Raw genomic sequence first — 26,959 nt, forward strand, 5'->3', positions numbered from 1 at the left:
GATAATATCTACCTTGCTGTTCTAATAGTTATTGATGACTTTTCTGAAATTTTTCCATTTGAATACTTAGCTGCAATCTTAAAATTATAAATTGTATGTCTGTTTAATTTATTAAACATATATGAAGTTTCATCCGCTTCTAACTTAGCTACTTTCTTTCCATCTCTATAGAGTATATATCCTTCTAATCCAGTAGTTGATTCTGGAGTAGTCCATGTTACAGTTACATCTTTTTTATTAACCTGAGAAGCTTTAAAGTCTCTTACTGGACTAACTATTATTTCCTCAGAAACGCTATCTTCTACTATAACCTTGGAAGTAGCAGATTTTCCATTAGGTATTGTAGCAGTGATTAAGGCTTCTCCTTTGCCTATTCCAGTAACTACTCCATTTTCATCTACTTTAGCAATGCTCTCATCACTTGAAGTCCAAGTAATAGTATCATTACTTTCTATAGGATTTAATACAGCTTTTAGTTGCTCTGATTCATTAACATTTAATTTTAACTCTGTCTTTTCTAATGTAATAGATTCAGCACTTACTTTCCCCTCTTTTCCGTAGAATACTAATTCAGCTGCACTTGCATACTTATTATTTGTATCTCCTAAAGTTTTAAGGGCTGTAAATCTTAAATATTGAGCATTAATAGTATTAAATCTTATAGGATTATATCCTCTATTAGCCAAAGCATTACCAGCTTCATTAACTTCTAGGTTCCCTGTTCTTACCTCAGTCCAATTTTCATTATCTAAACTTGTTTCAATCTTATACTCAGTAACATGACCATTTCTACTGTTTTGTCTTGGTAAATAGTCTATTTGATTAAGATCATAAGCTTTATCTAACTTAATTGTTATAGATACTGGTAGTTTATCTGCAGCTTGATAAGCTGAATGCCAAATGGTATTTTCATCTCCATCTACAGCATTCTCTTTATAATCTCTATCTGCTTCACTAGTTGCATAAATAGCTTCTAACTTGCTAGAATCTATCTTATCCTCCTCTACAGTTTCACGTTCTTCTAACTTTGAAATTTTGCTTCTTAAATTTATTATTGCATCTCCAATTTCTTTTTCACTTGAACTATTTTCTAATACATCTTCAGCATGTTTAATAGCTTCAAGTAAAGCTTCATAAGATTCAATAGTATATATCTCACTTAAAGATTCATAGGATTTAGCTTCTTCTATGGCTTTAGTTAATAAAGTTTTATCAATTCCATCTAAAACAACTATTTCTTTTTCAACTTTATGATTTCCCTCAGCAGTAGTTGCAACTAATTTTGCTACTCCAGGATTTAATCCACGTAAATAATAAGTTGCTTTATCCTCTCTATCTACACGTAAAATTTGCAAAATATCAGGGTTTTCTGAGGCTAATCTATAGTTTAAGTTATTTGCATTATCAGGTGTAACTTCTGCAAAAATAGGAGTAATTCTATTTAAATATACTGATTCTGGAGTATTTTCTGCGAAACTTATTCCTGTTGTTTCCACTTCACTCTTCTCATAAAATTCAATTTCATTTATAGCTAAAGTATTCTTATCTTTATGAGAATCTAAAGCAGTAATTACAATCTTATCAAATTCTTTTCCACCTAATTCATAAACAGTTGTAGCCGATGTAATATTAGCTTTTTCTCCTAAATCAAATTCTTCTCCATTTAAATATCCAACAGCCTTAACCTTTTTCATGGCTGCAATATTTATGGTTCCATTTGAATTCATTCTATTGTATATAGTAAAATTTTCTAAAGTTTTTGGTTCATTAAATTCAAAGGTCATTTCAAAAGGAAGAGTTCCCTTATCTTGTTGATCAGAAGTAAATATCCATTTTAAATCCATACGCGAACTATCATCACTACTTGTTGTTCCATCTATTAATTTATCTAATCCCATTCCTGATTGTAATTGACTTGAGTCACCACTTACAGTAATGTTTTCTTTTGAAACCTTACTACTATTTGGTCTTCCAGATGGTAATTCACTTTCTAAATCAATAATTTTAGCAATAGCTGACTTAGAATTTAACTTGCTATCTACTAATAAAGCATTGCTAATCTCCATATCCCAGGTAATATTTTGTTTAGCTTTTAATGTTATTCTAGCAATTGTATCTGTTCCATTTACTTTTACATTATCTCCTATATTAGTAAAGTTCACATAAACATGTTGAGTATTATCTGTATGAACCCTTGCCTTTGAAAGATTTTTCATTCCAGAAGTGGAAACAGTTCCTTCAGTCTTAATATACTCATACTTAGTAGAATCTAAAGGAATTTCTGCACTAAATGCATTAATATCTGAAAGACCTGTTCCTACTAAATCAATAGTAAATGTTTCACCAGATTTAATTTCAGATTTACTTGGTACAAGCATCATATCTCCTTGAAGTTCTAATCCTTCTGAAGGTTTTACTCCACCTTCCAATTTACTAGAAACATAAGATATATCGTAAGCATCAATCAAACCATTGTTATTTAAATCTGCCATTGATACATAGCCCCAATCAGAGTCAGCAGTAGTTAATCCAGCATAGTTTTCTAGGAATACTAAATCTCCCTCTTCTATTGAACCACTATTATTCCAATCTCCTACAATCTGTCCATTAGTTCCATCAACCTTATAAGGTCTAAACTCTCTCATAGCCAAGAAGTTTCCTATAGATTCCTTAGTTACAATCTTAAAGTAACGAACCTTTATTGGCTTATTAAAGTTTATAGTTTTAACTTCTCCATCAGTAGCCCATGGTGCTATATCTGAACCTTCAGCATTACTAAATACTTTTTCATAAGTTACTCCATCTAAGCTACTATATATTTCTGCTCTCTTAACAGAACCATTACCATTTTTTCTAAATAATAATTCTAATTTCTCTATTGTATATGCCTTTTGCATATCAATTATAAATGGTTTATCTATAGCACTATCTTGTGAGTGGAATTGTGATGAATCGTCTCCATCAACAGCCTTACTTGGTTCATCACTGCTATATTGTCCCCATTTCCACTCTGTTTTCATATCCTTAGGCACATTTCTGTATGGATCTAAATCAGTTTTTACCTTTATCAATTCACTCCAATTAGAATGTCCATCCTTATTTACACTTCTTACACGATAACTATATTCAGTATCATAATTCAATCCTGTATCTAAATACTCAGTATTTTTGATATTTTTAAATATAGTTCCATCAATTTCAACATCATAAGTTGTAGCACCTTCAACTTCATCCCAAGTTAATTTTATAGATTCAGGAGTTATATCTTCTTCTGATGCCCTAAAATTACCTGGAACTCCCAAACTTTCATTCACTTCATTTTTATCAATATCTTGAGTATTATTAAATCCATCAATGGTTAATTTAACTTCATTTTCTTTTACATTTGTTTTATCAACTTTTACACGAAGCTTAGGTGTTGAAGTAATTTCAACCTTTGCAAATTCTGAACCTTCAGTAGCATATTTATTAAGATTTGGAGTTTCATCATAGAAATACATATTGCTTCCCTTTTCAAATTCTTCTAAACTTTGCGCTTCTGTTAGCTGAACATCATTACCACCTAAAGTAACACCTAAATTGCTTGGTTTTTCACTTACATTAACTATAAACTCTGTTGATCTATCTAAAACTATTCCATTATAGTCTCCTTCTAATAATCCTACATTAATAACAGCAGTTCCTTTTCCAGTCTTTGGAGCACTAGAAGTTACCATAGTTTTAGCTGATTTTCCTTCCTTATAATCAGTTGTTAAACCATCATCCTCATAAACCTCAAAACTTGTATCTCCACTTGGATATACTTCATAAATACGATGGGAATCATCTCTTTCTTCTGGATTATTATTTTCACTAGTCATTGGAATTATTGCTCCATTCTTAACAAAGATAGGCAATTTCCATAAAGGAGCTTCAAAATTATTTAATACTCCACCACCCCTATATTGCTTTCCAGTAAAATAATCAATCCAAATTTGCTCTTCATCTGGAAGATAAATATTATTTCTTATATCATTACCTTCTGAATCACCATCTGTATTTTGATATATAGGAGCAACTAACATATTAGGTCCCCACATATATTGATACTGTGTATCAGTTCCATAAGTATATTCTTCTGGATATTCAAGCATCATAGCTCTTATCATAGGAACTCCATTATTAGTAGCTTCATTAGCTATACTATAATTATATGGCATCATTTCTGCTTTTAATTTTAAATACATTCTATTTATTGAAGTATAAGGCTCTCCAAATACATATGGATATTTAGCATTTGCTCCCCATCCATCCATATCTATTTGTACTGGAGTAAATGTCTTCCATTGAAAATCTCTAGTTTGTACTAATTTACTTCCTCCAAATATGCCATCCATATCAGATCCTACATTAGGTTGACCTGAAAGACCAGCCCCTATATATGTTGGTATATGAAATCTTATATATTCCCATTCTCCACCATATTGATCTCCTGACCAAATACTTGCATAACGCTGAGTTCCAGCCCATCCATCTAAACTTACTATAAATGGCCTTGCCTTATCTTTTGAATTATTTATTATTCCTTCAGCAGCTTGTCTAACTGAGTTAAGTGCAAATGAATATCCTGCTCCAACCCATGCCACATCTGTTTTAACTCCATTTGTGCCAGCAACCCCAACTTCCTTATCTATATCACGCTCAAGATAAGCCTCTTGATTTCCTGTAGGTTTTAAAGAACTCTGTGTCCAAAGTCCTGTTTGAATTCCAAAGCCTCTTGCATAATCAACAAATTCTTTTAAATTAGCTATGTTTCCATCTATACTTTCTTCGCGTCCATATCCACAACCATAACCATCATTAGGTAAAAACCATCCAAGTGGTGTATCATTAGAAACATGGTCATCAACTACTTTTTTAGCATCAACCATTAAACTCTCTTGTCTATCAAAACCAGGCTTTTGTGTTTGAGACTCTTGTCCTGTTTCATCATTTATCCAGTCACGAGAATAACAGTTTGCATGTCCTAAATAAAATCCATACTCAGGTAACAAAACTGGTTCTCCTGTTAGTTCTGTGAACTTATCTATTATATTTGTTGGTTTTTCATCAATAAAATAATAAGCATCAAAACGATTCTCTTCATGTTTTGTTGTAACTTTACCTGATGCAGAAACTTCAAAATCATACTCACCAGGTTTAAATGTATGTCTCATAACTCCATACCCATTAGTTGAAAAATAAAATGGATTTGGACTTGCAACACCACCATCTACCCAATTATTTTCATTCTTAATATTTATCTTTTTACCCTTATGAGAGAACCTACCATTTTGCATTCCTCCACCATAGAAATATTCATCTTCATTTGACTCAAGAGTCTGAATAGTACCGTCTACTCTATGCTTTAAAGGTTCAGCTTCCTTCCATACAGTTTTATTATTTAATTTATTAAAAAGCTCCATTTTTCCAGTTGATTTTTCTATTCTTAACTGAACAGCACTTGTAGATATTTTTATTATTTCTCCATCTTCCACTATTGGAGTAGGATTTTCATATTCTTCCTCAGTCTTATTAATTATTTTAGTAATATGGTCCTTACTATTTGGAGTTGGCTCCTCTTGAAATTCTCCTGTAGGATCCATATAAATTCTTAAAACATCCTCTTTCAAGAATGATATTCTAATCTTTTCTCCTGTACTTAAATCCAATAATACATCGTTTTCATTTTGAGTAAAATTTTCTACTCCTCCAATTTGAGAATAATTACTTTCCTTTATTTCTTTTTTCTCCTCTTTTTCGATATTATGATTTATCCCTTCTGTTGGAAAAGCATAAATTAATGTTGAAGGTAAAAGAATATTAGATGTAAAAATAGTACCTAAAGTTAAAACACTTAATTTTTTAATAATCATCTTTCTTTTCATATTTTTCCCCCTAAATTTCTATATTATTTAATTCCAAAAGGAAAATAAATATCTACTTAAAGAATAATAAAGATTAATAAATTCATTATTGGTTTATTCAATTATTAACTCATATTTCAATATTTAATTATATTCACTGAAAATCAAATTAATACAAAATTAAAAATTCATGGATACTTAGTCATGCATTTTTATCTAATGTTCTATATAAAATAAATACTACTTTAAAATAAAAACAGTGTATTAAATAATAAAAATTAATACACTGTTTAAAATTAAGATCTAATTAGATTCTCAACATATGCCATGTCTATATTCTCTTCTAAAAGTTCACAAAGCTTATCATATTGACTCATTTTATAATCTTTATAATTAACTTCATTACTTTCTTCTATGTTTAATTCTTTCTTTAACTTATTTATAAGCTTTTCTCCAAAGTCTCCCTCATCAAAGATTCCATGAATATAAGTACCAAAAACATTTTGTTCTTTGTTATTCATTCCAAGAACATTACCATTTTTCTCTTTTATCCATATATTCTCTTTAGCTGTAGGAACACTTTCCCCATTATGAATTTCATATCCACTTACTTCATTTCCTTCTAAATCAAAGGCCACAACCTGTTTAGTAGTTTTTTCTTTATTAAATGATGTTACTATATTTAAAAGTCCTAAGCCTTCTTCTTCTCTTATGTCACCTTCAACACCAAGAGAATCAATTATTTTTTCTCCTAATATTTGATAACCTCCACATATACCAAATATTAATTTTCCATTAGAACTTTCATTAATTAGCGCCTCTTTAAAACCACTTTCTTTTAAATAAATTAAATCATCTATGGTATTTTTACTTCCTGGAATTATTATCATATTTGCATTTTCTAAATCCTTAGGATTCTCAGCATACCTTATACCTACATCTTTTATTCTTCCTAAGGAATTAAAATCAGTAAAGTTTGACATATGAGGTAATCTAACTATTGCTATATCTATCCCTTTACCATTACCTTTTCTTAATTTAATAGAAGCACTATCTTCCTCTTCTATATCTAAATCAAAGTAAGGCATAACTCCTAAAACAGGGATTTTTATTATTTCTTCTATTTGTCTCATTGCAGGTTCAAAAAACTCTCTTTTTCCCCTAAATTTATTTATTATAACCCCTTTAACCCTTTTTCTCTCTTCTTCAGTTAAAAGCATTATAGTACCAACAATAGAAGCAAAAACTCCTCCTCTGTTTATATCAGCAACTAAAATAACATCAGCGTCTGCTATTTTAGCAGTATGCATATTTGCTATATCAGTTTCTCTTAAGTTTATTTCAGCACAGCTTCCTGATCCTTCTAAAACTATTAAATCATAATCATTTGAAATGTCATCATAAGCTTCTTTTGCTTTTTCCTTAAGATATTTATTTAATTCCTTATATTTATAAGCATCCATAGTGCAATGAACCTTACCTCTAACTATTACCTGAGTTTTAAATCCTGCACTAGGTTTCATCAATATAGGATTCATATATTCCTTAGGATCAATTTCACAGGCTTCAGCTTGTACCACTTGAGCTCGTCCTATTTCATCCCCCTCCTTTGTTACAAAGGAATTTAATGATATATTCAAAGCTTTATAAGGAGCAACCCTATATCCTTTTTTCTTAAAATATCTACAAAAGGCTGCTGCAACAGTACTTTTTCCTACGGAAGATGCTGTACCAAGAAGCATTATACTTTTATACTTCATAAAACACACCTACTTAATATCTAAGAATCCATGAGTTTCTGTTAATATATTATCTCCAGTTTCAAAGTTTATTCTTTCTTTAAATAAAGGTCCATCAAAAACAAATGTATGATATTCTCCATTTTCTCCACAAGCATCTGAACCAGCTGCTTTTAATCTTTCAACTACATCCTTAGTTAAAACTTCACCTAAGAATTCTTCCCCTAAAATGCTTAATTTTACATTTTTAATTACAGTTTTGAAGCCACTATCTATAAACTCGTAAGTTAGAGCCTCTCTATCTTCTTCCCAAAGTGGGAAAATAGCTTCAAGTCCTGCTTTTTCACATTTATCTTCACACCAAGTTCTATGAGCCATTAAATCAATATCTCCAAATACACAAGCTTCTGCACCCATTTCCTCTTTAATCTTCTTTAAAGCTTCAACAAATGTTTCACCATAGTTTTCTTTTCCGTTACTTGCAACTAAAACTAGAGGTATATCTAGAGATTTTGATACGTCTTTTAATAATTTATCTGGTATACCATGGAACCAACTTCTTAAAACTTTTTTATCAACAGTAACTAATAAAGCTACTGGAGTATGTCCAGCCTTTATCATTCTATATAATGATAATGTACTATCCTTTCCACAACTATATGATACAACAAACTTTTTTTTCATATTGTCCACCTACTTCCATCTTTCTAATGCTTCTAGCATGAATTTTCTTATGTCTATTTTATATACATCTGTAATTTTAGAACTATTTAATAATTCTCTTGCTTTTCCACTACTATAAATTTTACCTTCTTTTATTAAAATTGCATCTTCACTAAACATCTGAACTAAATTTAAATCATGTAAAACTCCTATAACAGTTTTGTTATTTTCCTTTGTCCATTTATTTATATAATCTAAAATTTCAATTTGACATTTTAAGTCTAAATGATTTGTTGGTTCATCTAAAAGTAATATTTCAGGATCTTGAGCAAAGGCTCTTGCTAAATAAACTCTCTGAAGTTGTCCTCCTGATAATTCATTTATTAACCTATCCTTTTCATTTAATAATCCTACGCTTTCAATACACTTTAAGACTATATCCCTATCTTTCTTTGTAAGGCTTGAAAAAATACCATCCATATGAGCATATCTGCCTAGTGAAACTGTTTCAAAAACAGTATAAGAAAAATACACTTCAGAATTTTGACTCATCAATGCAACTTTTTTAGCTAAATCTTTTCTTTTTATATTTCTAATTTCTACCCCATCTAGCTTTATTTCACCTTTGTATTCTATTAAATTAGCTAAGGCTTTTAAGACTGTAGATTTACCACACCCATTTGGTCCTATTATAGATATGTTTTCTCCTCTGTTTATGTTAAAAGATAAATTATGTATAACCTCATTACCATCATATCCACAACATAAATTTTTAACTTCTAGCAAAATATCACCTACTTCTTTTTCCAAAGTATAGATATGCAAAAAATGGTGCTCCAATTAATGCCGTAATTGCTCCAACTGGTAATTCTGATGGGGCAATTAATGTCCTTGAAACTAAATCTGTTAATACCATTAAAGTTCCTCCAAGTATAATACACATTGGAATTACTATCTTATGACTAGCTCCAAATATTTTTCTAACTATATGAGGAGTAATAAGATCAATAAATCCTATAACACCACTTAAAGCTACGGCACTTCCAGTTAAAATTGCCACTGAAACAAGTAGTGTCTTTTTCACCTTTTTAGTTTCAACTCCTATTGCCTTTGCTCCATCTTCTCCAAAGCTTAAGATGTCCATTTCCCTTGTATATCTTACAGCCATAAAAATTCCAATTATTAAAAATGGAATTCCAGCCAAAACATATGACCAACTCTTCATAGCAAATGATCCCATTTGCCACATTGTAATAGCCTTTAAATCTTCACTGCATATAGATGTTACAGTTGTTAACATTGCACTAGTAAAAAGTGATAACACCATACCAGCTAATATTACTGTATTATTTGAAAGCCCTCTATCAACTTTATTAGAAAAGATAATAACAGCAAAAACAGTTAAAACTCCACATAAAAATCCTATAATAGGCATAGCTAAATTTCCTATTACAGGAATTGAAATTCCAAGAACTATGTATATTCCAACTCCTAGGGAAGCTCCTGATGAAACTCCTAGAGTATATGGTGATGCTAATGGATTCTTTAATATAGATTGAATTATGGCTCCACTAACTGCAAGAGAAGCTCCAACTCCAAAAGCTAATAATACCCTTGGTAATCTAATTACCCAAATAATTGCTACGTCCTCTGGTTTTATACCAGTTCTAAGAGGAATATTAAAAATTTTATTCCCAACTATAGAAATAGTATCCCATATATTAATATTGGAACTTCCTATGGAAGTTCCAATACAGAGTACTAATATTACTAATGGAATAGCTAGTAATATTAGTAGTTTTCTTTTTTTAGATTCCTGCATATTGTTCTGGATAAATATCCTTTGCCATTTGTTTTAATACATTTACCACGTATTGACTTCCACGTGATGATGCATTATTGTCTACTAAGAATATTTTATTATCCTTAACAGCAGTTATTGTATTCCAACCTGGACGTTTAGCAATTAAATCTGTAGCATTTTCAATATAACTTTCATTTGTTAAAATTACATCTGGGTTTGCTTTTATAACAGCTTCTTCACTTGGAGAAATCCAACCCTTTTCATTACCAAATATGTTTTCTGCTCCAATTATAGTTAATAAGTTATTTAAGAAAGTATCACTTCCAAAGCTATAAAGTTTTGAACCTGATCCAATTTCAAAGTAAACAGTTTTCTTATCTTTTATAGTTTCACCTATAGCTTTTATTTTATCTACTTCACTTTTCATTGAATCAACCATTTTCTTTCCTTCAGCTTCTGTTCCAGTTAACTTAGCTAAGAAATTGATATCTTCATATATTCCATCTATACTATCACTAGTTGGAATATAAACTACAGGTATTCCTGCATCCTTTAAAGCCTTAAATGGATCTTCTTTTCCTGTTCTATTGTGCCCTGAAGCTATTATCACATCTGGCTTAAGAGCTACTATAGTCTCTGCATCTGGATTTCTAAAGTCTATTTTAGGAATATCAGGATTTAATCCTTTTACATCTGCCGAATATTTATCAACACCAACTATTTTATCACCTAGTCCTAAACCTACTAATATCTCTGTATTAGATGGAGCTGTTGATATTATTCTTTCAATCTTTTTAGGTACTGTAAATTCAGTTCCTTCCATATCTTTCATTGTTACTGTTTTACTTCCACATCCAGTAAACATAAGTAATGCCATCATGGTTATCATTACTAAAGAAATTACTTTTTTAAAGTTTCTCATATTCTTCCTCCACTTTCACCTTTATAAATTCTTAAGTTATATGAAGGATTCCTATTTGATTTTATTTAATGATTTTAATATGTATTTTTTTAATATTGCTAAGCATCCCTTACAATCTATAAAAGCAAATCTGAACTTTCCTAAATTAAGCTTAAATCATCATAAATCAAATTTCTCTTTCATAAAACTTAACAATTAAAATATTTGAGGCTTAAATTAATACGTATAAAATAAAAAAACATACCATTTTAAGAAGGTATGTTAAGCATATTTAAATCATACGCACCCTATTATCCTACCCTCAGAAGATAATAGTACTTAAATAAAAGGCAGGTATCCCGACTTTGCTTCTTCCTCCATCTCGTCTTCCCACACAAAAAATGCAGTGACATATTGAGATTTTGTCTGCTTCACGGTTACTGAGGTAGTTGAAGACTTTAACTTCATTCCCTATTAAGCGAAAATCACACCAATTATTAGTTAATCAACTTGATTATATTATTATATTTTATCATTGTCAAACTTCTTAATTTAATATAAAACCTATTAATAATAAAAGTAATAGTATAAGGCTTATTTTAAAACCTTTGAAAGTTCTTCTAAAAGCTTTTTGTTTTCTTCCCTTGTTCTAACTGCCACCCTATAGAAGCTATGGTCTAAGCCAATATAATTACTACAACTTCTTATTATAATACCTCTTCTAATTAATTCTTCTCTTAAATTTATATTTTTATTCAATTTAAAAAATATAAAATTTACTGCACCTTTAAAAGTAGTAATATCTTTAAAATTTTCTAGGCCATTATATAAAAATTCATTTTCTTTTTTTATGTAAGCTACGCTGTTTTTAATATACTTAACATCTTTTAATGCTTCTCTTCCTGCATAGTCTGCTACGGTATTTACACTCCAAGGAGTTCCTACTGAATTTATTTTTTCTATAAAATTATTATTAGAACTTAATCCATAACCTAATCTTATTCCAGGAAAGGCAAATAATTTAGTTAAAGATTTTACTATAATTAAATTTTGGAAATTATCAAGTTCTTTAATAAGAGAGTATCTATAATTATCTTCAACAAAGTCTAAGAAAGATTCATCAAAAACAACTGTAATATTCATTTTTTTTGCTTTTTCCAATACTTTTAATGAAAAATCTTTTTCTATTAAAGCACCTGTAGGATTATTGGGATTGCATAAAAATATAATATCTAATTCTTCCTTGATTTCTTCTAAAAATCCATTATCTACTGAATAATTATCTTTTAATATATAATGGTTAACTTCACACTCAACAGAATTTAAAGCATCCTCATACTCTGAAAAGGTTGGTGCTACTATAAGGGCCTTTTTAGGTTTTATTCCTCTTACTATATTAAAAATAACCTCTGCTGCACCATTTCCTAGAACTATATTTTCTAAAGCTACCTTTTCAAAGTTTGAAATTTCTTTTTTAAGCTCATAATAAGTTATATCTGGATATCTCTCTATAGAATTTATTCCTCTTACCATAGCCTCTTTTACTCTTTCAGAGATTCCTAGGGGGTTTATATTAGCTGAAAAATCAATAATTTTATTTTCTTTTAAGCCATAAATCCTCTTAATTTCTTCTACATTACCACCATGTCCTAAATTCATATAATCACCTCTAAAATACATCTAATAATAAGTGCTACTACCATTCCTAAAAAAGAAACCATTCCTAATATATTATTAGTCTTATAAACATCTGAAATTTCTATTTTCTTTTTAGCATCTCCTATGGTTGGTTTTTCTACAAGCTTTCCAAAATAGTAATTTGCTCCTCCAAGTCTTATTCCTAAAGCCCCTGCAACAGCTGCTTCTGGATGAGCACTGTTAGGACTTGAATGATTATATCTATCTCTTTTGTATATTTTAAAACTGTCTTTGCAATTAAGTCTTAAAATAAAAGAAGAGATTACTATAAGATAAGCTGTTAATCTAGCTGGAATATAATTAAACACATCATCAAGCTTAGCTGAGAAAAATCCAAAATCCTTATATTTATCATTTTTATATCCAAACATTGAATCACATGTATTTACTGCTTTATATAAGAAAGCTAAAGGTGCTCCCCCAATTCCTGCAAAAAGTAAAGGTGCTATAATACCATCTGACATATTTTCTGCTACAGTTTCCACTACAGCTCTAACTATAGCTTCTTCATCTAGATTTTCAGTATCTCTTCCTACAATATAAGATAATTGTTTTCTAGCCTTAACAATATCTCCTTCTTTTAAAATCTTAATTACTTTAAGTCCTTCAACTTTAAGTCCCTTAGCAGAAATACAAAAATAAATAAGTATTCCAGATACTATGGTTCCTAAAATAGGATTAATCTTATTAGCAATATGTACAATTCCTAAAGTTACTCCAAAGGTTATGAAAACTATAAAAAGCCAAGCAAAGAAGCCTGCAATCTTAAGATTTTTCTTGAAAACCTTTCTCCAAAGCTTTTCCATATTAGATGCTAGTTTTCCTATATATCTAATAGGGTGATATGGATTATTAGGATCTCCTATTATTAGGTCTAAAACATATCCTATTATAATTTTTATCATTTCTAAAACCTTTCTATTATTTCTAGTCTTAAATTATCTGTTATGTCTTTTTCAAACTCTAGACTTGAAAAATCTCCTTTTAAGTTATTGATATCCTGTTCAACTTTTAACTTATATCCTCCTCCACACTTAGGTTGATAAGTATAGAAGTCTAATTTATCCTTTTCAAAGAGTTCTAAAATACAAGCTATACTTCCTCCATGACATACTATTAAAGCTTCCTCTTCTCCCTCTTTCTTAAGGGTTAGAAGTAATTTTAAAAATGCTTTTTTCATTCTCTTTTCAAAATCCCTTCTTGATTCACCATTAGGACATGAAACTTCCTTGCTTTCATCTAAGATCCAGTCTAAATATTCCTTGTCTTCCTTTAGCATTTCATAAGACTTTAGTTCAAAATCTCCAAAATTATACTCACCAAATTCCTTTATGACTTCATACTTCTTATTTGGATATAAAATATTAAATGTTTCATTAGCTCTTTTTGCTCCACTTGTAAAATTTCTCTTACATATTGGCAAACTCACACTCTTTCTTTTTTCCTCTAACTCTTTTTTTCCTTCCTCACTTAAAGGCACATCACTTATTCCACAATAAAGTTTATTCTCATTGCAATAAGTCTTCCCATGTCTAATTAAATAAATTATCATCTTATTATTCACCCTTTAATCTTGTTCCTATTCCAAAAAATATTCTATAAACTTCTTCACTTTCCTTTGATAAAAACTGAAGAACTTTTCCAGTCTCTTCTCTCCATAATCTTTCCTCTTTCTTTAAAGGAACTATTCCTGAAGATATTTCATCACAAATTAAAATTTTATCTTTTAATAATTCTTTTTTTTCCTTAAAAAAGCTTAAAGACTCTTTTCCTTGTAAGGCATTAAAATAAATTAATCTATCTATTCCACTAATAACCTTTTTAGAAAAGTCTATAGAATCTTCTTTGCAATAAAATATTTCCTCTTCATTTATGCCTAACTTTTCTCTTACATACCTTAGTTTTCCATTATAGGCACCGCCAAATAAAAGTTTCAAAAGCTTCTCCTCCTTAAATAATTCCTAAAAGTAAAATTCCTGTAAACTCCATAAGAACAAGAATGTATCCTGCAACATCTCCATTTATTCCTCCTAATTCTTTTTTTACTTTTAAAAGTAAAATAAAAGAAATAAGTCCCATTGCTAAAATAGCTATTAAATAATTTATTCCTAAGGTGAAAAACGTTATTAATGCAACTAATACATATATTCCTAGTAAAATTATTTCATCTACTTTTCCAGTTCCTTCTTTAAAAAATTTTGCTAGAGAACTTTGTCCAAGCATCTCTTGACTTACAATAAAGTATCCATTTATTGCCCTTGATGCTATTGGTATAAATATTAATATTCTCATATCTAAATTTTTATTTAAAACAGTAAACATTCCAGCAAATTCTACTAATAGTAATAAAACTACAGAAATAACTGAAAAAGCTCCAACTGTAGAATCCTTTAAAATTCTAAGCTTTGTCTCCTTATCTCTTCTAGAAAGAAGTGCGTCAGAAACATCCATAAAACCATCTAAGTGTAAGAATCCAGTTAAAATATATGGCACCGTTAAAATAAGAGCTGCCATAAGCATAATTGGTACATTTAGCTTACTTAATACAAAAAAACTTAAATACCAAAGTGCTCCTATAATTAACCCTATGAAAGGATAAAGCTTCATTATATGTTTTGCAGCCCTGTCATCCCATTCATATTTAGGCAATGGAATAACTGTAAACATGCTTAAGGTCATATTTATAGCCTTATAAAAAATTTTCATCTTCTAAAACCTCCTCTCCTTTATGAAATATTAAGTTTCCAAAGGAAGCTTCTATAACCACATCTGAGAAGGAAGCTAATTCACAATTTATTTTGCCTAATTCTCTTTTAAAAGACTCAGTATAAGAATCATATTTAATTCCATCACTAAAAACATAATCTGAAACTATTACTAAATTAGAAACCTTAGTTCCTAGTCTCTTTATGTCCTTTAAAATATTACTATGTACACTTTCATTAAATTCTTTTCCTACAAACATCTCATTAGTAACTAAAGAGGTTAAACTGTCTAGTAAAACAGTATCTTCCTTAGAAAATTTATAAAATATCTCATTTAAATTTCTATGTTTTTCAATGGTTTTAAAATCATATTTTTCTCTATTCTTCAAATGATTTTCTATTCTCTTTAAATCCTCTGAATCATAAGGGTTCATAGTAGCTAAGTAATAAAGCTTCCCTTTTCCTTTTTTTGAAAGATTACTACTATAAAATTCAGCATAAGAAGATTTGCTACTCTTAGCGCCTCCAATAATTAAAACTATCATAACTAATTAAATTAACTCCTATAATATTTTTAAAGTTTTAAAGAACAATATAACATTCTTCATCCTTTACATCTTCTAAATAGCTGTTATCTATATTTCCTTCTTCAAAGGTTGCCATATTATTCATCATGGCTGTTGCAAAATCAATTACTGAGAAAGCTATTGGGCATCCACTTCCTTCTCCTAATCTCATATTTAAATCTAACATAGGATCTAAACCTAACTCTTTTATAGCTAACTCATATCCTATTTCCTGTGATTTATGAGAAGTAAAACAAAATTCTTTAACTAAAGGATTTAATCTATTAGCTAAAAGAGCTGCCACAACGGATATAAATCCATCTATCACTACAGGGATTCTATAGAAAGCTGCTCCTAAAAATACACCTGTCATTGCTCCAATATCATATCCTCCAACCTTTGAAATAATATCAATAGGATCATCAAAATTAATATTATGTTTTTTAACCACTTCTTCTACAATTCTTTTTTTCTTTTCAAAAGAAGCATTATTTATTCCGCCACCTTTTCCTACTACTTGAGAAGTTTCACACCCAATAAGAGCTTTTAATACTGCTGCTGAAGTAGTGGTATTTCCTATTCCCATTTCACCTACTCCAAGTATTTTATATCCCTTTTCCTTAGCTATTTTTACAGCTTCTATTCCGATTTCTAAGGATTTTTTAGCTTCTTCATAAGTCATAGCTGGTTCCTTATAAATATTTTTAGTTCCCTTTGATATCTTTCTATTTATAACTCCTTCTACAACTTCATCTGAATTAATTCCCACATCAAAAACCATTAAATCTGTTCCATTAGATTTTGCCAATGTAGCTACTCCCGTAGTACCTTTTATAAAGTTTTTTGTTTGAAGTAAGGTTACACATTGAGGTGCTGAGGCTACTCCTTCTTCTTCAACTCCATTGTCAGAAGACATTATAATCACACACTTTTTATCAATATTATTAAACATATTCCCAGTTATTCCAGATAACCTTATGGCTATATCTTCTAACTTCCCTAAACTTCCTAAAGGTTTAGCTAAAGAATCTACTCTATTTTTAGCTTTTAAAATCATGTCATTATCTAAACCTTCTATTCCTTTTAACACCTCATTTAACATTATCCTTTTCCATCCCTTCTTATTTTTTGATATAATATTTTCATTAGAATATAAGGAGATTAAGATGACTAACAAAATGAAAAATCATAAGATAACCAAACTAGGCGGTCTTAATAACTCAAATTATTTATTAGAGTGTGAAAATAATAAATATGTTTTAAGAATACCTAGTAAAGATAATAAAAATAATTTTTCAGAGGAAAATTTTGTTTTAATATTTGCTAATTTGAACAAGCTATCCCCCCCTATTATATATCATAATAAGGATAATGGAATACTAATAAGCAAATTTTTAGAAGATTCAAAGGTAAATATGAGTACATTTACATCTTTAGAATTCCTTGAAAAACTCTCAATTAATTTAAAAAAACTACATATTCTTAAGTGTGAACATATTTTTAACCCTTTTGAACATATAAGAAAAAATTTTCATATTTTAAAATCTAAAAACTTTAATTTTCATGAAGGCATTGATTTAGTCTTAAATAAATTAAATATTCTTGAAGAAAAATTAAGCAAAAATATGACTCTTGGCCTTTGTCATAACGATTTAAATTCTTCAAATGTACTATATCATAATAAAAATGTTCTTTTTATTGATTTTGAATTTTCTGCTATGTGTGATATATTTTTTGATTTAGCTACTGTATCTTGGATGCTTGATGAAAAAAAGAGATATTTTTTAATAAAAAGTTATTTTGGCTACTACTCTTATGAATTAATGGAAAAATTAGAAAATTACCTTTTTGTAGTTAAGCTTTGGAATGCTTCTTGGAGCTTCTTAAAGTCTTTAAATACTAATTCTACATATGATTATAAATTAGGTGGAAATATGATCATAGATGATTTATTATCCACTCTATAAAAGGGCTTTATCAAAATATAACAATAAAACTTACAAACAGTATGAAGAGAATATCTAGATAAGCTTTAGAATTTAAATTATTACGTAGAAAATATCACGTTAAAAAGCTGAGACTGTTAATTTCTTAGGAATACAATCTCACAAAGTTCAATTGCATAAGTTCAAGAATCCAAATTAAAAATTTGGACTTTCACTTAAAATCTAGTAATTCTCGGAATATGTTTGTAAGTTTTATAAAAAGTTATTTTGATATAATCCCATATATACATAGAATAATTATTAAATATAATTCATCTTTTAAAAATTTTATTATTTTTTATTGCAAAGATTCATTACTACTCTTAAATATAAATTTATTGCTGGAAACAGATCTTCTTCATTAAAATCAAACCTAATAGAATGATGTTCATCCTTTAACTCACTTCCAAACATTATATAAGATGCTTTTCCTCCATTTTTCTGTACTCTTTTCATCATATAACATATATCTTCACTAGCACCAAAGTCTTCTTCATCTATTACATTGTTATATCCCTTTATATTTTTTGCCTCCCATTTAATAATATCAATTAACTCTCTATCACTACTACCACTTATGGATCTTCCTAAACAGGATATTTTCACATGATTATCATGCATATCTGCAGAAGCTTTTAGAATTCTAGTTGCATAACTTTCCATATATTCATTTAATTCTGTAGTTTCTCCTCTAGTCTCTACTTCCATAAAAGCTTTTCCAGGAATTACATTTCTACCACTCCCTGCAATTAACTTTCCTACATTTATTCTTGTTATGCCTTCACCATTTCTTGGTATAGCATCTAAGTTTAATACTGCTGTAGATGCAGAAAGCAAAGCATTATGCCCTTTTTCAGGTGCAACTGCGGCATGGGAAGACTTCCCTGTAAATTCAGCATTAATTTTAGATGTTGCTAAAAATCCCTTTGTTCCACAGATTATTTCTCCTGATTTCCTTGCCTTTATTCCTATGTGACCACTTAATAAATAATCTACATCATCTAAGATTCCTGATTGAGCCATTGGATTTCCACCGCAGACGCTTTCTTCTCCAGGTTGAAAAATAAGCTTTATTGTTCCATTAAAATATTCCTTAAATCTAATAATCCCTTCTGCAACTCCAAGACCAATAGCTATATGACCATCATGTCCACAAGCATGCATAATACCTCTATTTAAAGAAGAAAAACCATTTTTAAAAGGAAAATGCTCATTATTTTCACATTCAAGTACTTTTACTCCATCTATATCAAATCTTAAAGCAATAGTTGGACCCTCTCCATTTTGTAAAATCCCAACTACTCCAGTGTATCCCCCAATCATATAATCACTTAATTCTTTATAGGCACCTTGATTTAAGGATTTTTCATAACTTTTCTTTAAATCAAGTTCGTTTGGTACATCTAACCTATGCTCTTCACTTATTATTTCTTTTCCTATTTTTATTTCATAACCCATTTCTCTTAAATATTTTCCAATTAAAGAAGATGTTCTAAATTCTTTCCATGCAATTTCAGGATATTTATGAAAATCCCTTCTATAATTAATTATTTTTTCTCTAATCTCCCTTAAAAACTTCTCAATATCCAATTTTAATCCTCCACATTAAATAATTTTTAAAAATACATATACTTAATAATACTTACCTTCTCTGTATAATAAACCTTTTAAAAAATTATTAATGTTTAAATTAATTTTTTTAAATAAAAAAGGTACTACATCTTTAAAATGTAATACCTTTTTAGTATTTTTCTTATAAATATTTTATTCTAAATAATAAAAAGAACTCGCTTTTTCTTTATTAATGACTGCATCCATCATGATTACATGTATGTGTGCTTGAGAACTCTTTTAATTCACCTTTTTTTAATGCTTCTAAATTAGCTTCTATATCTCCTTCAATAGCTTTGTAAACTTTAATTCCCATAGAATTTAATTTACTTATAGCACCAGCACCAATTCCACCAACAACTACAGCATCTACAACTTCACCTGATAAAGCTTTTATTGGTTGACATTTTCCATGTTCATGACCTAAATCACCATTGCCTACAGTAGTTACTTCATCTTTTTCTAAATCACATATTACGAAAGTTGGAGCAGTACCAAAATGACCATATGGTACACTTTTAACTCCTTCATTATTTTTAACTGGGAAACAAATTCTCATTATATTTTCCTCCTTCAAATTTTTATTATTTATGCATTTAGCATGTTTACATATCTTATTACATTTTTCATAGATATTTTCTTTTGTTTTTATATTATTATCATTATTTACGATATAATTAATTAAGATATTAATGCTTTCTAACTGCTCTATATTTAAATCATAAACAATGTGATAACCTATTTTATATCCAATTACGAGATTTGCATCTTTTAATATTTTTATTTGTTGAGAAACAGCAGATTCTGAAATGCTAAGTTCTCTAGCTATTCCCTTTGCACACATAGATCTTTTATTTATGAGATGTAGTATATTTATTCTAGTTTCATCTCCTAGTGCTTTAAATATTTTTATTTTATCTTCCATAAGCCACCTCTTATTTTTAATTAAGCATTTCCTTAATTAAATTCTACTCCTATTTTTCTAGAAATTCAATATCTAATTAAGTATTTTCTTAATTAAATTTATTTTTTAATATTTTACTCTCTTCTAAAATGATATTAACTCTTATTAAAACAGATTGAATTTATTAAAAAAAATAAAAAAGAGTGGCTTAAAACCACTCTTTTTATATTTAAAATTTATTATTTATTAGAAGCTTTCCATTCATCTAATTGTTTTTGCATTTCAGCTTTTATGTCATCTAATCCAGATGCAGCTAACTTTTTATTTAAGTCATCTAATCCTTTTACTGGATCTACTGAACCTGAGTATAAAGTTCTTTCAAACTCTTGTAATACGTTATTAACTGCTGATATTTGAGTTGTAACTGGCTCTGTATTGAACTTAAATCCTAAGATTGGTGAAGTCTTAGCACCTTGGTTAAATTCTTCAAAAGCATCCCATTTATCTGCTGGGTCACTATCTAAAACGTAAGTATCAAATAAGTTTCCGTAAGCCCAACTTGTAACACTATATGGTCCATTTGGATCTCTCTTTATTTGATTGTCACTAACTTTTTCATAGTGAGTTCCCTCTATTCCAAACATTAATAGGTTTCTTAATGTAGAGTCAGTATTTACTAAGTTTATAAGCTCCATAGCTTTTTCAGGATGCTTAGATGTTGCTGATATAGCAGTCATAGCTCCAGTTGTTGAGTTATTTGTAACATATGGAGGGATTATTGATGATGTTACAACTTCTCTACCTAAAGCTTGTCCCCATCCATTTTCTGCATATGGTTGTCCATCAGCCTTCCACATAAATCTCTTAACTTCATTTTTCATATTATTAACTGCTGCATCTTGATTTATATATCCTTTTTCATAGTATTCTCTTAATTTAGTCATCATAGACTTCATTTCTTCTGTCTCATACATATTTTGTACTGTTAAAGTATCATCATTGTAGAATATTCCTAATGGTCTCATTATTTCATCAAACTCTAATGGAATTGAATCCCCTTGAGTATAGAATGGTACAAAATCTGGTTCCTTTTCTTTTATGATTTGTAACCATGGTTCTAAATCTTCTACTGAGTGTAAATCTTGATATGGAATATCATATTTTTCAACAAGCTCCTTATCAAATACCCACATAGGTGCTCCTGCTATTTCTTTTTGGTTTGGAACTCCATATATTTTTCCATCAACCTCAGCACCCTTCCAAAGTCTTTCATCTATAACCCCTTTAAGGTCTGCTCCCTCTTTATCTAATAAGTCATTTAATTCAAGGAAAGCACCTTTTCTAGCATTTTCTAAATATGGGAAAGCCCATGAACATGTAAATGCTAAATCATATTCTTCTCCTGAGTTAGCTATTACATTCATTTTTTGGCTGTAATCACCAAAGTCAATATGTTTTATGTCTACAGTAGCATTTATTTTATCTTTTATATATTTATTTACTTCCTCTTCTACTAATTCTCCATCTGTTTGAGGTTTACCTATTACATACCATACTAAGTTAACTGGCTCCTCACTTGCTGCTCCTCCCTCTGCTTTTTTGTCACTTGAGCCACATCCTGTAAGCATTACAGATGTAGTCATTACTCCTCCTAAAATTAATGCTAATAATTTTTTGTGTCTAAGCATTTTTTTTCCCCCTCATATTACTATTTTTATACCATTTAGATCCCTTAATCTCAAAGACTAAACAAACGTTTACAATAATCATATACTTTATCAAATTTAATTAAAACTAATATGATAATCATATATATTTTTTAGTATTTTGTTTGAGAAGCTTTAAGTAAATTAAAGTTTCTATAGTTAATTTATAACATAACAGTGAAAAAGTCAACATTACAAAAAAGTCCTGTATTAATGTGTCAAACAGGCTATTTTACTACATTTCAAGGGTTTTTAACATCAAAAGATTTTTATATATATTCTGTTAACTTTTTAAATATTTTAAAAAGTTTGAAATTTTTGTAATATAACTATTACATTTTGAATATTTTTATTCTTTCTCTAATCATATATGATTAAAATGTATGATATATTTTTAATCAGACTTATTATTCTGTAGAATTATACTTTTACTTTTTATTTAAAATTTGTTAACATTATAAAAAAGTATATTTATAATAATATTTAAGGAGATAATTAAAATGCAAAAACTTTTACTTGCTTTAATAGTAGGACTGGGTGGATTTTTAGGTGCATCCTTGAGATATCTTATTTCAATTTTTGCAGCCAAAAATTTTGGAGGAAACTTTCCATATGGTACTCTAATTGCCAATATTTTAGGTGCTCTTTTAATAGGTTTCATTATGGAATTCAGTATGGATAGTGCATTAATCTCATCTAATATGAAACTTTTTTTAACTACTGGTATTATGGGAGGCCTTACTACATTCTCTACTTTTTCATATGAAACAATTAGTATGTTAACTAATGGCAATATAACTTTAGGAATAGAAAATATAATCTTAAACTTAGGTTGTAGTTTATTATTTGTTGTAATAGGACAAAAACTTGCTAGGATATTATTTTAATTTTTAGGAGGAATCTTTTATGAGAAATGAATTCAAAGGTAGCTTTTTAAAAATATTTATTGATGAATCTGATAAGTATAATGGTGAGCCACTTTACTTAGAGATATTAAAAGTACTAAAAAAAGAAAATATCTTGGGGGCAACTGTAATAAGAGGAATTGAAGGCTTAGATAGCCATCATAAAATACATTCTGATTTTATTGAAATACTTGCTAGAAACTTACCTGTAGTCATAGAAGTTATTGAAAGTAAGGAAAAAATAAATGAATTAATAGAAATCCTTGAGCCTATGATAGAAACTGGAACCATTACGGTTATAGATAATATTCAGGTAATATCTTTAAATAAAAAAACAGACTAAAAAGTCTGCTTTTTTATTTTCCAATCATTTAATTGTCTTTCTAATTCTTCCTTAACTTTATCTATTCCAGCACTTTCAAGCTTATTAATAAGCTTTGAAACATATTCATCTGTATCTACTAATCCAGTATATAAACTTCTTGTAAACTCTTCAAGAACAGTATTTACATCCTCTAGTTCAATACTTACCTTACTAGGGTCAAACTTAAATCCTAAGGCTTGAGATACATTAGACTTATTATTAACCTCTTTAAATTCATCCCATTTATTTTCTGGTTCATCTTCTAATACATATGTTATAAATAAATTTCCTAAAGTGTAGTAATCAACCATATAATTTTTAGATTCCTCTAAAAGCTTGATTTTATTATTTGAAATCTTTTCATAGTGAACTCCTTCAATTCCATAATTAATAAGATTTCTTAAATACTTATCTGTATTTAAAAGATTTAAAAACTCCATAGCTTTTTCAGGATTTTTTGAATTTTTTGATATGGCGATCATAGAACCATTTACTGATCCATTTGTAATATAACTTTCTAAAATTGGTGTAGCAACAACCTCTCCTCCACTTTTAATAGACCATATTTTTTCAGCATAAGGCTGCCCATCAGCTTTAGTTACAAATCTTTTAGTGGAAAAATCACCAGCATTCCCAATTTTAGTATTGGTATATCCAAGCTCCTTATATCTTCTCATAGTCTTTAAATTATTAATCATCTCTTCAGTTTTAAATATATTTACTACCTGAAAGTTATTACTTTCTAAATTTATTCCTAAAGCAGGGGCTAATTGATCCCAAAACATAGGAACTGAATAACTATCATCAACGTAAAAAGGAATTACCCCTTCTTCATTTTCTTTAATTAACTTTAACCAAGCTTCTAAATCTTCTAAAGTTTTTATATCCTTATAAGGAATATTATATTTTTCTACATATTCTTTAGAAAATACCCACATAGGCATACTAGAAATCTCCTTTTGGTTTGGAATAGCATATATACAACCATCTATTGCTGCTCCCTCCCAAAACTTTTTATCAAGAGCTTTATAAACATCCTTTCCATACTCTTTAATCAGGTTATTTAAATTAATAAAATTCCCTTCCTTTACGTTAGGATAATAATCATTAGCCCAAGAAGATGTGAATACAAGGTCAAAATTTTCTCCTTCTTTAGTTTTATTATTCATTACCTTTGTAAAATCAGCATAATCTACAAATCTAATATCAATAGTTGCATTTATTTTTTTAGTTAAATAGTTATTTACTTCCCTTTCAACTCTATCCATATCGTCAGGTTCTATTCCAATGGTGTACCAAACCAGCTCTATATTTTCATTATTTAAACGTTTAATATAGTTTCCATTTTTAATTATATTAAATATTATTAGAAATATCATAAGTATTGCACTTATAATAATTAAAAGAGATTTTTCTAATTTTCTCAATATTAGACCTCCTTTTATTTATTACATCTACATTATATTTTGTTTCTCTAATTCTTTAAATGAATATTTTTTATATAATATTACTTTTTTTTATAAACTTATTTACATACTTATAGTAGACTTCTTAAAAATTTAGTAATAAAATATATTTATTAATTTTAGGAGGCAATAAGATGCATTTTATTCAAAATATAGATATAAATATACTTTACTTTATACAAAATAATATACAAAATAAGTTTCTTAATCCAATAATGATTTTCTTAACTTCATTAGGTAATTTAGGCTTTATATGGATTGCCATAAGCATCTTACTTATAATTTCAAAAAAATATAGAAAAATAGGATTATTAACTTTAGCTGTTTTAATTGTTAACACCCTGCTTGGTGAAGGACTTCTTAAACATATTATAGAAAGATCTAGACCCTTTGCAACATATGAAAGCTTACATATAATGATACCTAAACCAAGTAGTTACTCTATGCCCTCTGGTCATACCTCTGCATCCTTTGCAGCAGCATTTATGTTAGCTTATTATTTTAAAAATATAAGAGTATATATCTATTCCTTAGCTTCTTTAATAGCTTTTTCTAGATTATACTTGCTTGTTCACTATCCAAGTGATGTATTAACAGGTGCTTTATTAGGATATTTAAGCTTCTTAATAGTTATAAAATCCTATGAACTTATACAAAAATCTAAAATAAAAGATCAAAGAAAGTCTTTTTAGACTCTCTTTGATCTCTTTTTTATTTTTGATAATAACTTTTCGTAATATTTTATACTATTTTTTAAGGTTGTAACAACATACTCTTCATTTTCCCCAGTACTAGTTTCTCCAGTAAGCATAAACCCTGTTGCGCCACACCTAATAAAATGATATATATCGCTTAATTCATTTATTGTAGGCTTATTTTGTTTATTTCTAATAGATGAAAGTACATTTGTGGCTACTATTATTGATTTATTCTCATTTTTTAAAGCATATAATATTTTTTCTTGCACTATAGGAACATTTAATATTCCAATTTCTGCTGTTAAATCTCCCCTTGCTATAACTATTCCATCTAATTCTTTAGCAACTTCTTTAATATTATTTATTCCTTCATTAGTTTCAATTTTCCCCCAAAGCTTAGGAATAAATTGATTTGACTTTAAATTTTTAAAAACAATATTTTTAAACTCTCTACATTCTTCCATATAAGAACAATAAGAATAATCTATAATATCTACTTTATTATCTAAGGCAAATCTAATATCTTCTAAATCCTTTTCGCTTACACCCCAATTTTTCCTATCTAAATTAGGAAGATTACATCCCTTTTCTTTTCTAACTACTCCACCTAATTTAACTTTAGTCTTTATTAACCCATTGTTATTGCTTATTACTATAAATTCCATAGTGGCATCTTTCATATATATCTTTTTAAAAGTATTATTGTATATAAACTTATTTTTTATATTTAAAGGTATAAGTTTATTTCTATCAATATTTTTAAGATAAACATCATAAGTTTCCTCTGAACAAAAATAAACTAAATCACCTGTATTAACTTTAAATGTTCCATATATATTATTAGCTACCCTAATCTTATTTCCCTGTAAGTCTAAAAGAATTTTTACATTCTTATGATTGCTTCTTATGTAATCTATACAGCATTCTACATCTCTATGCTTGCCATGGGATAGATTCATCCTAATTATATTGCCTCCACCTTTTACTATGTTATCTATTTTATTGAAGATTTCATTTTTGCTCTGTTCACTTTTGCTTAAAAATCTGGTGTTTATACTGCCTATAATATCCATAACTTCCCCCATAAATATTGCTACTCATTGATTTATATGCATAATAAGCTTTAAATATTATTTATATATCTTATCAATTAAAAACACTTAACATAATAACATTTATTACTACTGAGTTTATCCGTAAAAATACTTAGTATAATCATAAAAAGTTTCTTAAGAAAACTATAATTAAAGAAGTTCTGTCAATAAACTGTAAACTCTCTGTTTAAGTCTTGATAAAACTTCTTTAAAGCAAGGCTATATTTAAACTACTGTTAATTTTAAGTATATATCTTAAAATTAA

Annotated in this window: 22 protein-coding genes and 1 riboswitch; of the genes, 4 read left to right on the plus strand and 18 right to left on the minus strand. The window is 28.6% G+C overall.

Features of this window, described 5'->3' with window-relative positions:
* Positions 1-8: 8 nt before the first annotated feature.
* From I6G60_RS09980 to cobT, 13 genes are all read right to left on the minus strand, one after another.
* The gene (locus I6G60_RS09980; protein WP_110077434.1) at positions 9-5,906 is read right to left on the minus strand and encodes a discoidin domain-containing protein; all 5,898 of its coding nucleotides are present in this window, start codon (positions 5,904-5,906) and stop codon (positions 9-11) included.
* 275 nt (positions 5,907-6,181) lie between these two features.
* The gene (locus I6G60_RS09985; protein ID WP_011010197.1) at positions 6,182-7,645 is read right to left on the minus strand and encodes a cobyric acid synthase; all 1,464 of its coding nucleotides are present in this window, start codon (positions 7,643-7,645) and stop codon (positions 6,182-6,184) included.
* Between the two features lie 9 nt (positions 7,646-7,654).
* The gene (locus I6G60_RS09990; RefSeq protein WP_003458530.1) at positions 7,655-8,308 is read right to left on the minus strand and encodes a Dph6-related ATP pyrophosphatase; all 654 of its coding nucleotides are present in this window, start codon (positions 8,306-8,308) and stop codon (positions 7,655-7,657) included.
* Between the two features lie 9 nt (positions 8,309-8,317).
* Positions 8,318-9,073 carry an ABC transporter ATP-binding protein gene (locus I6G60_RS09995; protein WP_003472318.1) on the minus strand — a complete coding sequence of 252 codons (756 nt, stop codon included), beginning with the start codon at positions 9,071-9,073 and terminating at the stop codon, positions 8,318-8,320.
* 4 nt (positions 9,074-9,077) lie between these two features.
* Positions 9,078-10,109 (minus strand): FecCD family ABC transporter permease, encoded by a 1,032-nt coding sequence (locus I6G60_RS10000; protein WP_003458539.1) that lies wholly within the window; start codon positions 10,107-10,109, stop codon positions 9,078-9,080.
* Positions 10,096-11,013, minus strand: coding sequence for an ABC transporter substrate-binding protein (locus I6G60_RS10005; protein ID WP_003464144.1), 918 nt, complete (start codon positions 11,011-11,013; stop codon positions 10,096-10,098). Before I6G60_RS10005 ends, I6G60_RS10000 begins: the two co-directional genes overlap by 14 nt.
* A 311-nt stretch (positions 11,014-11,324) precedes the next feature.
* Positions 11,325-11,502, minus strand: a riboswitch (cobalamin riboswitch).
* 84 nt (positions 11,503-11,586) lie between these two features.
* Positions 11,587-12,651 (minus strand): threonine-phosphate decarboxylase CobD, encoded by a 1,065-nt coding sequence (cobD, locus tag I6G60_RS10010; RefSeq protein WP_011590657.1) that lies wholly within the window; start codon positions 12,649-12,651, stop codon positions 11,587-11,589.
* On the minus strand, positions 12,648-13,595 hold the full coding sequence (gene cbiB, locus I6G60_RS10015) for an adenosylcobinamide-phosphate synthase CbiB (RefSeq protein ID WP_011590656.1): 948 nt from the start codon (positions 13,593-13,595) through the stop codon (positions 12,648-12,650). Before cbiB ends, cobD begins: the two co-directional genes overlap by 4 nt.
* A 2-nt stretch (positions 13,596-13,597) precedes the next feature.
* Complete coding sequence (locus tag I6G60_RS10020) at positions 13,598-14,242, minus strand: histidine phosphatase family protein (protein ID WP_011590655.1); 645 nt, start codon at positions 14,240-14,242, stop codon at positions 13,598-13,600.
* A 4-nt stretch (positions 14,243-14,246) separates the two neighbouring features.
* Entirely contained in the window at positions 14,247-14,627 is a 381-nt protein-coding gene (locus I6G60_RS10025) for a bifunctional adenosylcobinamide kinase/adenosylcobinamide-phosphate guanylyltransferase (protein WP_003448817.1), read from the minus strand.
* Between the two features lie 13 nt (positions 14,628-14,640).
* Positions 14,641-15,396 (minus strand): adenosylcobinamide-GDP ribazoletransferase, encoded by a 756-nt coding sequence (locus I6G60_RS10030; RefSeq protein WP_003481152.1) that lies wholly within the window; start codon positions 15,394-15,396, stop codon positions 14,641-14,643.
* Positions 15,380-15,940: a bifunctional adenosylcobinamide kinase/adenosylcobinamide-phosphate guanylyltransferase gene (locus I6G60_RS10035; RefSeq protein ID WP_011590653.1), complete on the minus strand. Its 561-nt coding sequence runs from the start codon at positions 15,938-15,940 to the stop codon at positions 15,380-15,382. The genes I6G60_RS10030 and I6G60_RS10035 overlap by 17 nt, the downstream gene beginning before the upstream one ends.
* A 37-nt stretch (positions 15,941-15,977) precedes the next feature.
* Complete coding sequence (gene cobT, locus I6G60_RS10040; RefSeq protein ID WP_011590652.1) at positions 15,978-17,063, minus strand: nicotinate-nucleotide--dimethylbenzimidazole phosphoribosyltransferase; 1,086 nt, start codon at positions 17,061-17,063, stop codon at positions 15,978-15,980.
* Positions 17,064-17,127: 64 nt separating this feature from the next.
* Here cobT and I6G60_RS10045 point away from each other — a divergent pair, with 64 nt between their 5' ends.
* Complete coding sequence (locus I6G60_RS10045; RefSeq protein ID WP_011010189.1) at positions 17,128-17,928, plus strand: choline/ethanolamine kinase family protein; 801 nt, start codon at positions 17,128-17,130, stop codon at positions 17,926-17,928.
* A gap of 309 nt (positions 17,929-18,237) precedes the next feature.
* Here the strand turns inward: I6G60_RS10045 and I6G60_RS10050 are convergent, their stop codons facing one another.
* From I6G60_RS10050 to I6G60_RS10060, 3 genes are all read right to left on the minus strand, one after another.
* Positions 18,238-19,536, minus strand: coding sequence for a M20 family metallo-hydrolase (locus I6G60_RS10050; RefSeq protein WP_011590651.1), 1,299 nt, complete (start codon positions 19,534-19,536; stop codon positions 18,238-18,240).
* 211 nt (positions 19,537-19,747) lie between these two features.
* Entirely contained in the window at positions 19,748-20,482 is a 735-nt protein-coding gene (locus tag I6G60_RS15450; protein WP_011590650.1) for a metalloregulator ArsR/SmtB family transcription factor, read from the minus strand.
* 218 nt (positions 20,483-20,700) lie between these two features.
* Entirely contained in the window at positions 20,701-22,149 is a 1,449-nt protein-coding gene (locus I6G60_RS10060; RefSeq protein ID WP_003458586.1) for an ABC transporter substrate-binding protein, read from the minus strand.
* A 518-nt stretch (positions 22,150-22,667) separates the two neighbouring features.
* Here I6G60_RS10060 and crcB point away from each other — a divergent pair.
* Both crcB and I6G60_RS10070 read left to right on the plus strand, forming a co-directional pair.
* Entirely contained in the window at positions 22,668-23,054 is a 387-nt protein-coding gene (gene crcB / locus I6G60_RS10065) for a fluoride efflux transporter CrcB (RefSeq protein WP_003458613.1), read from the plus strand.
* Between the two features lie 19 nt (positions 23,055-23,073).
* Complete coding sequence (locus tag I6G60_RS10070; protein ID WP_003458628.1) at positions 23,074-23,415, plus strand: DUF190 domain-containing protein; 342 nt, start codon at positions 23,074-23,076, stop codon at positions 23,413-23,415.
* On the opposite strand, the gene I6G60_RS10075 is transcribed toward I6G60_RS10070, so the two are convergent.
* Positions 23,412-24,863, minus strand: a complete 1,452-nt coding sequence (locus I6G60_RS10075; protein WP_003458581.1) for an ABC transporter substrate-binding protein — start codon at positions 24,861-24,863, stop codon at positions 23,412-23,414. The genes I6G60_RS10070 and I6G60_RS10075 overlap by 4 nt on opposite strands.
* Before the next feature lie 173 nt (positions 24,864-25,036).
* Between I6G60_RS10075 and I6G60_RS10080 the strand changes: the two genes are divergently transcribed.
* Positions 25,037-25,594 (plus strand): phosphatase PAP2 family protein, encoded by a 558-nt coding sequence (locus I6G60_RS10080; protein ID WP_003448881.1) that lies wholly within the window; start codon positions 25,037-25,039, stop codon positions 25,592-25,594.
* Here the strand turns inward: I6G60_RS10080 and I6G60_RS10085 are convergent.
* On the minus strand, positions 25,591-26,673 hold the full coding sequence (locus tag I6G60_RS10085) for a pyruvate kinase (protein ID WP_003476015.1): 1,083 nt from the start codon (positions 26,671-26,673) through the stop codon (positions 25,591-25,593). The two genes, I6G60_RS10080 and I6G60_RS10085, sit on opposite strands and share 4 nt — an antisense overlap.
* Positions 26,674-26,959 lie beyond the last annotated feature (286 nt).

This window comes from Clostridium perfringens (genome assembly GCF_016027375.1).
GTDB lineage: Bacteria > Bacillota > Clostridia > Clostridiales > Clostridiaceae > Sarcina > Sarcina perfringens.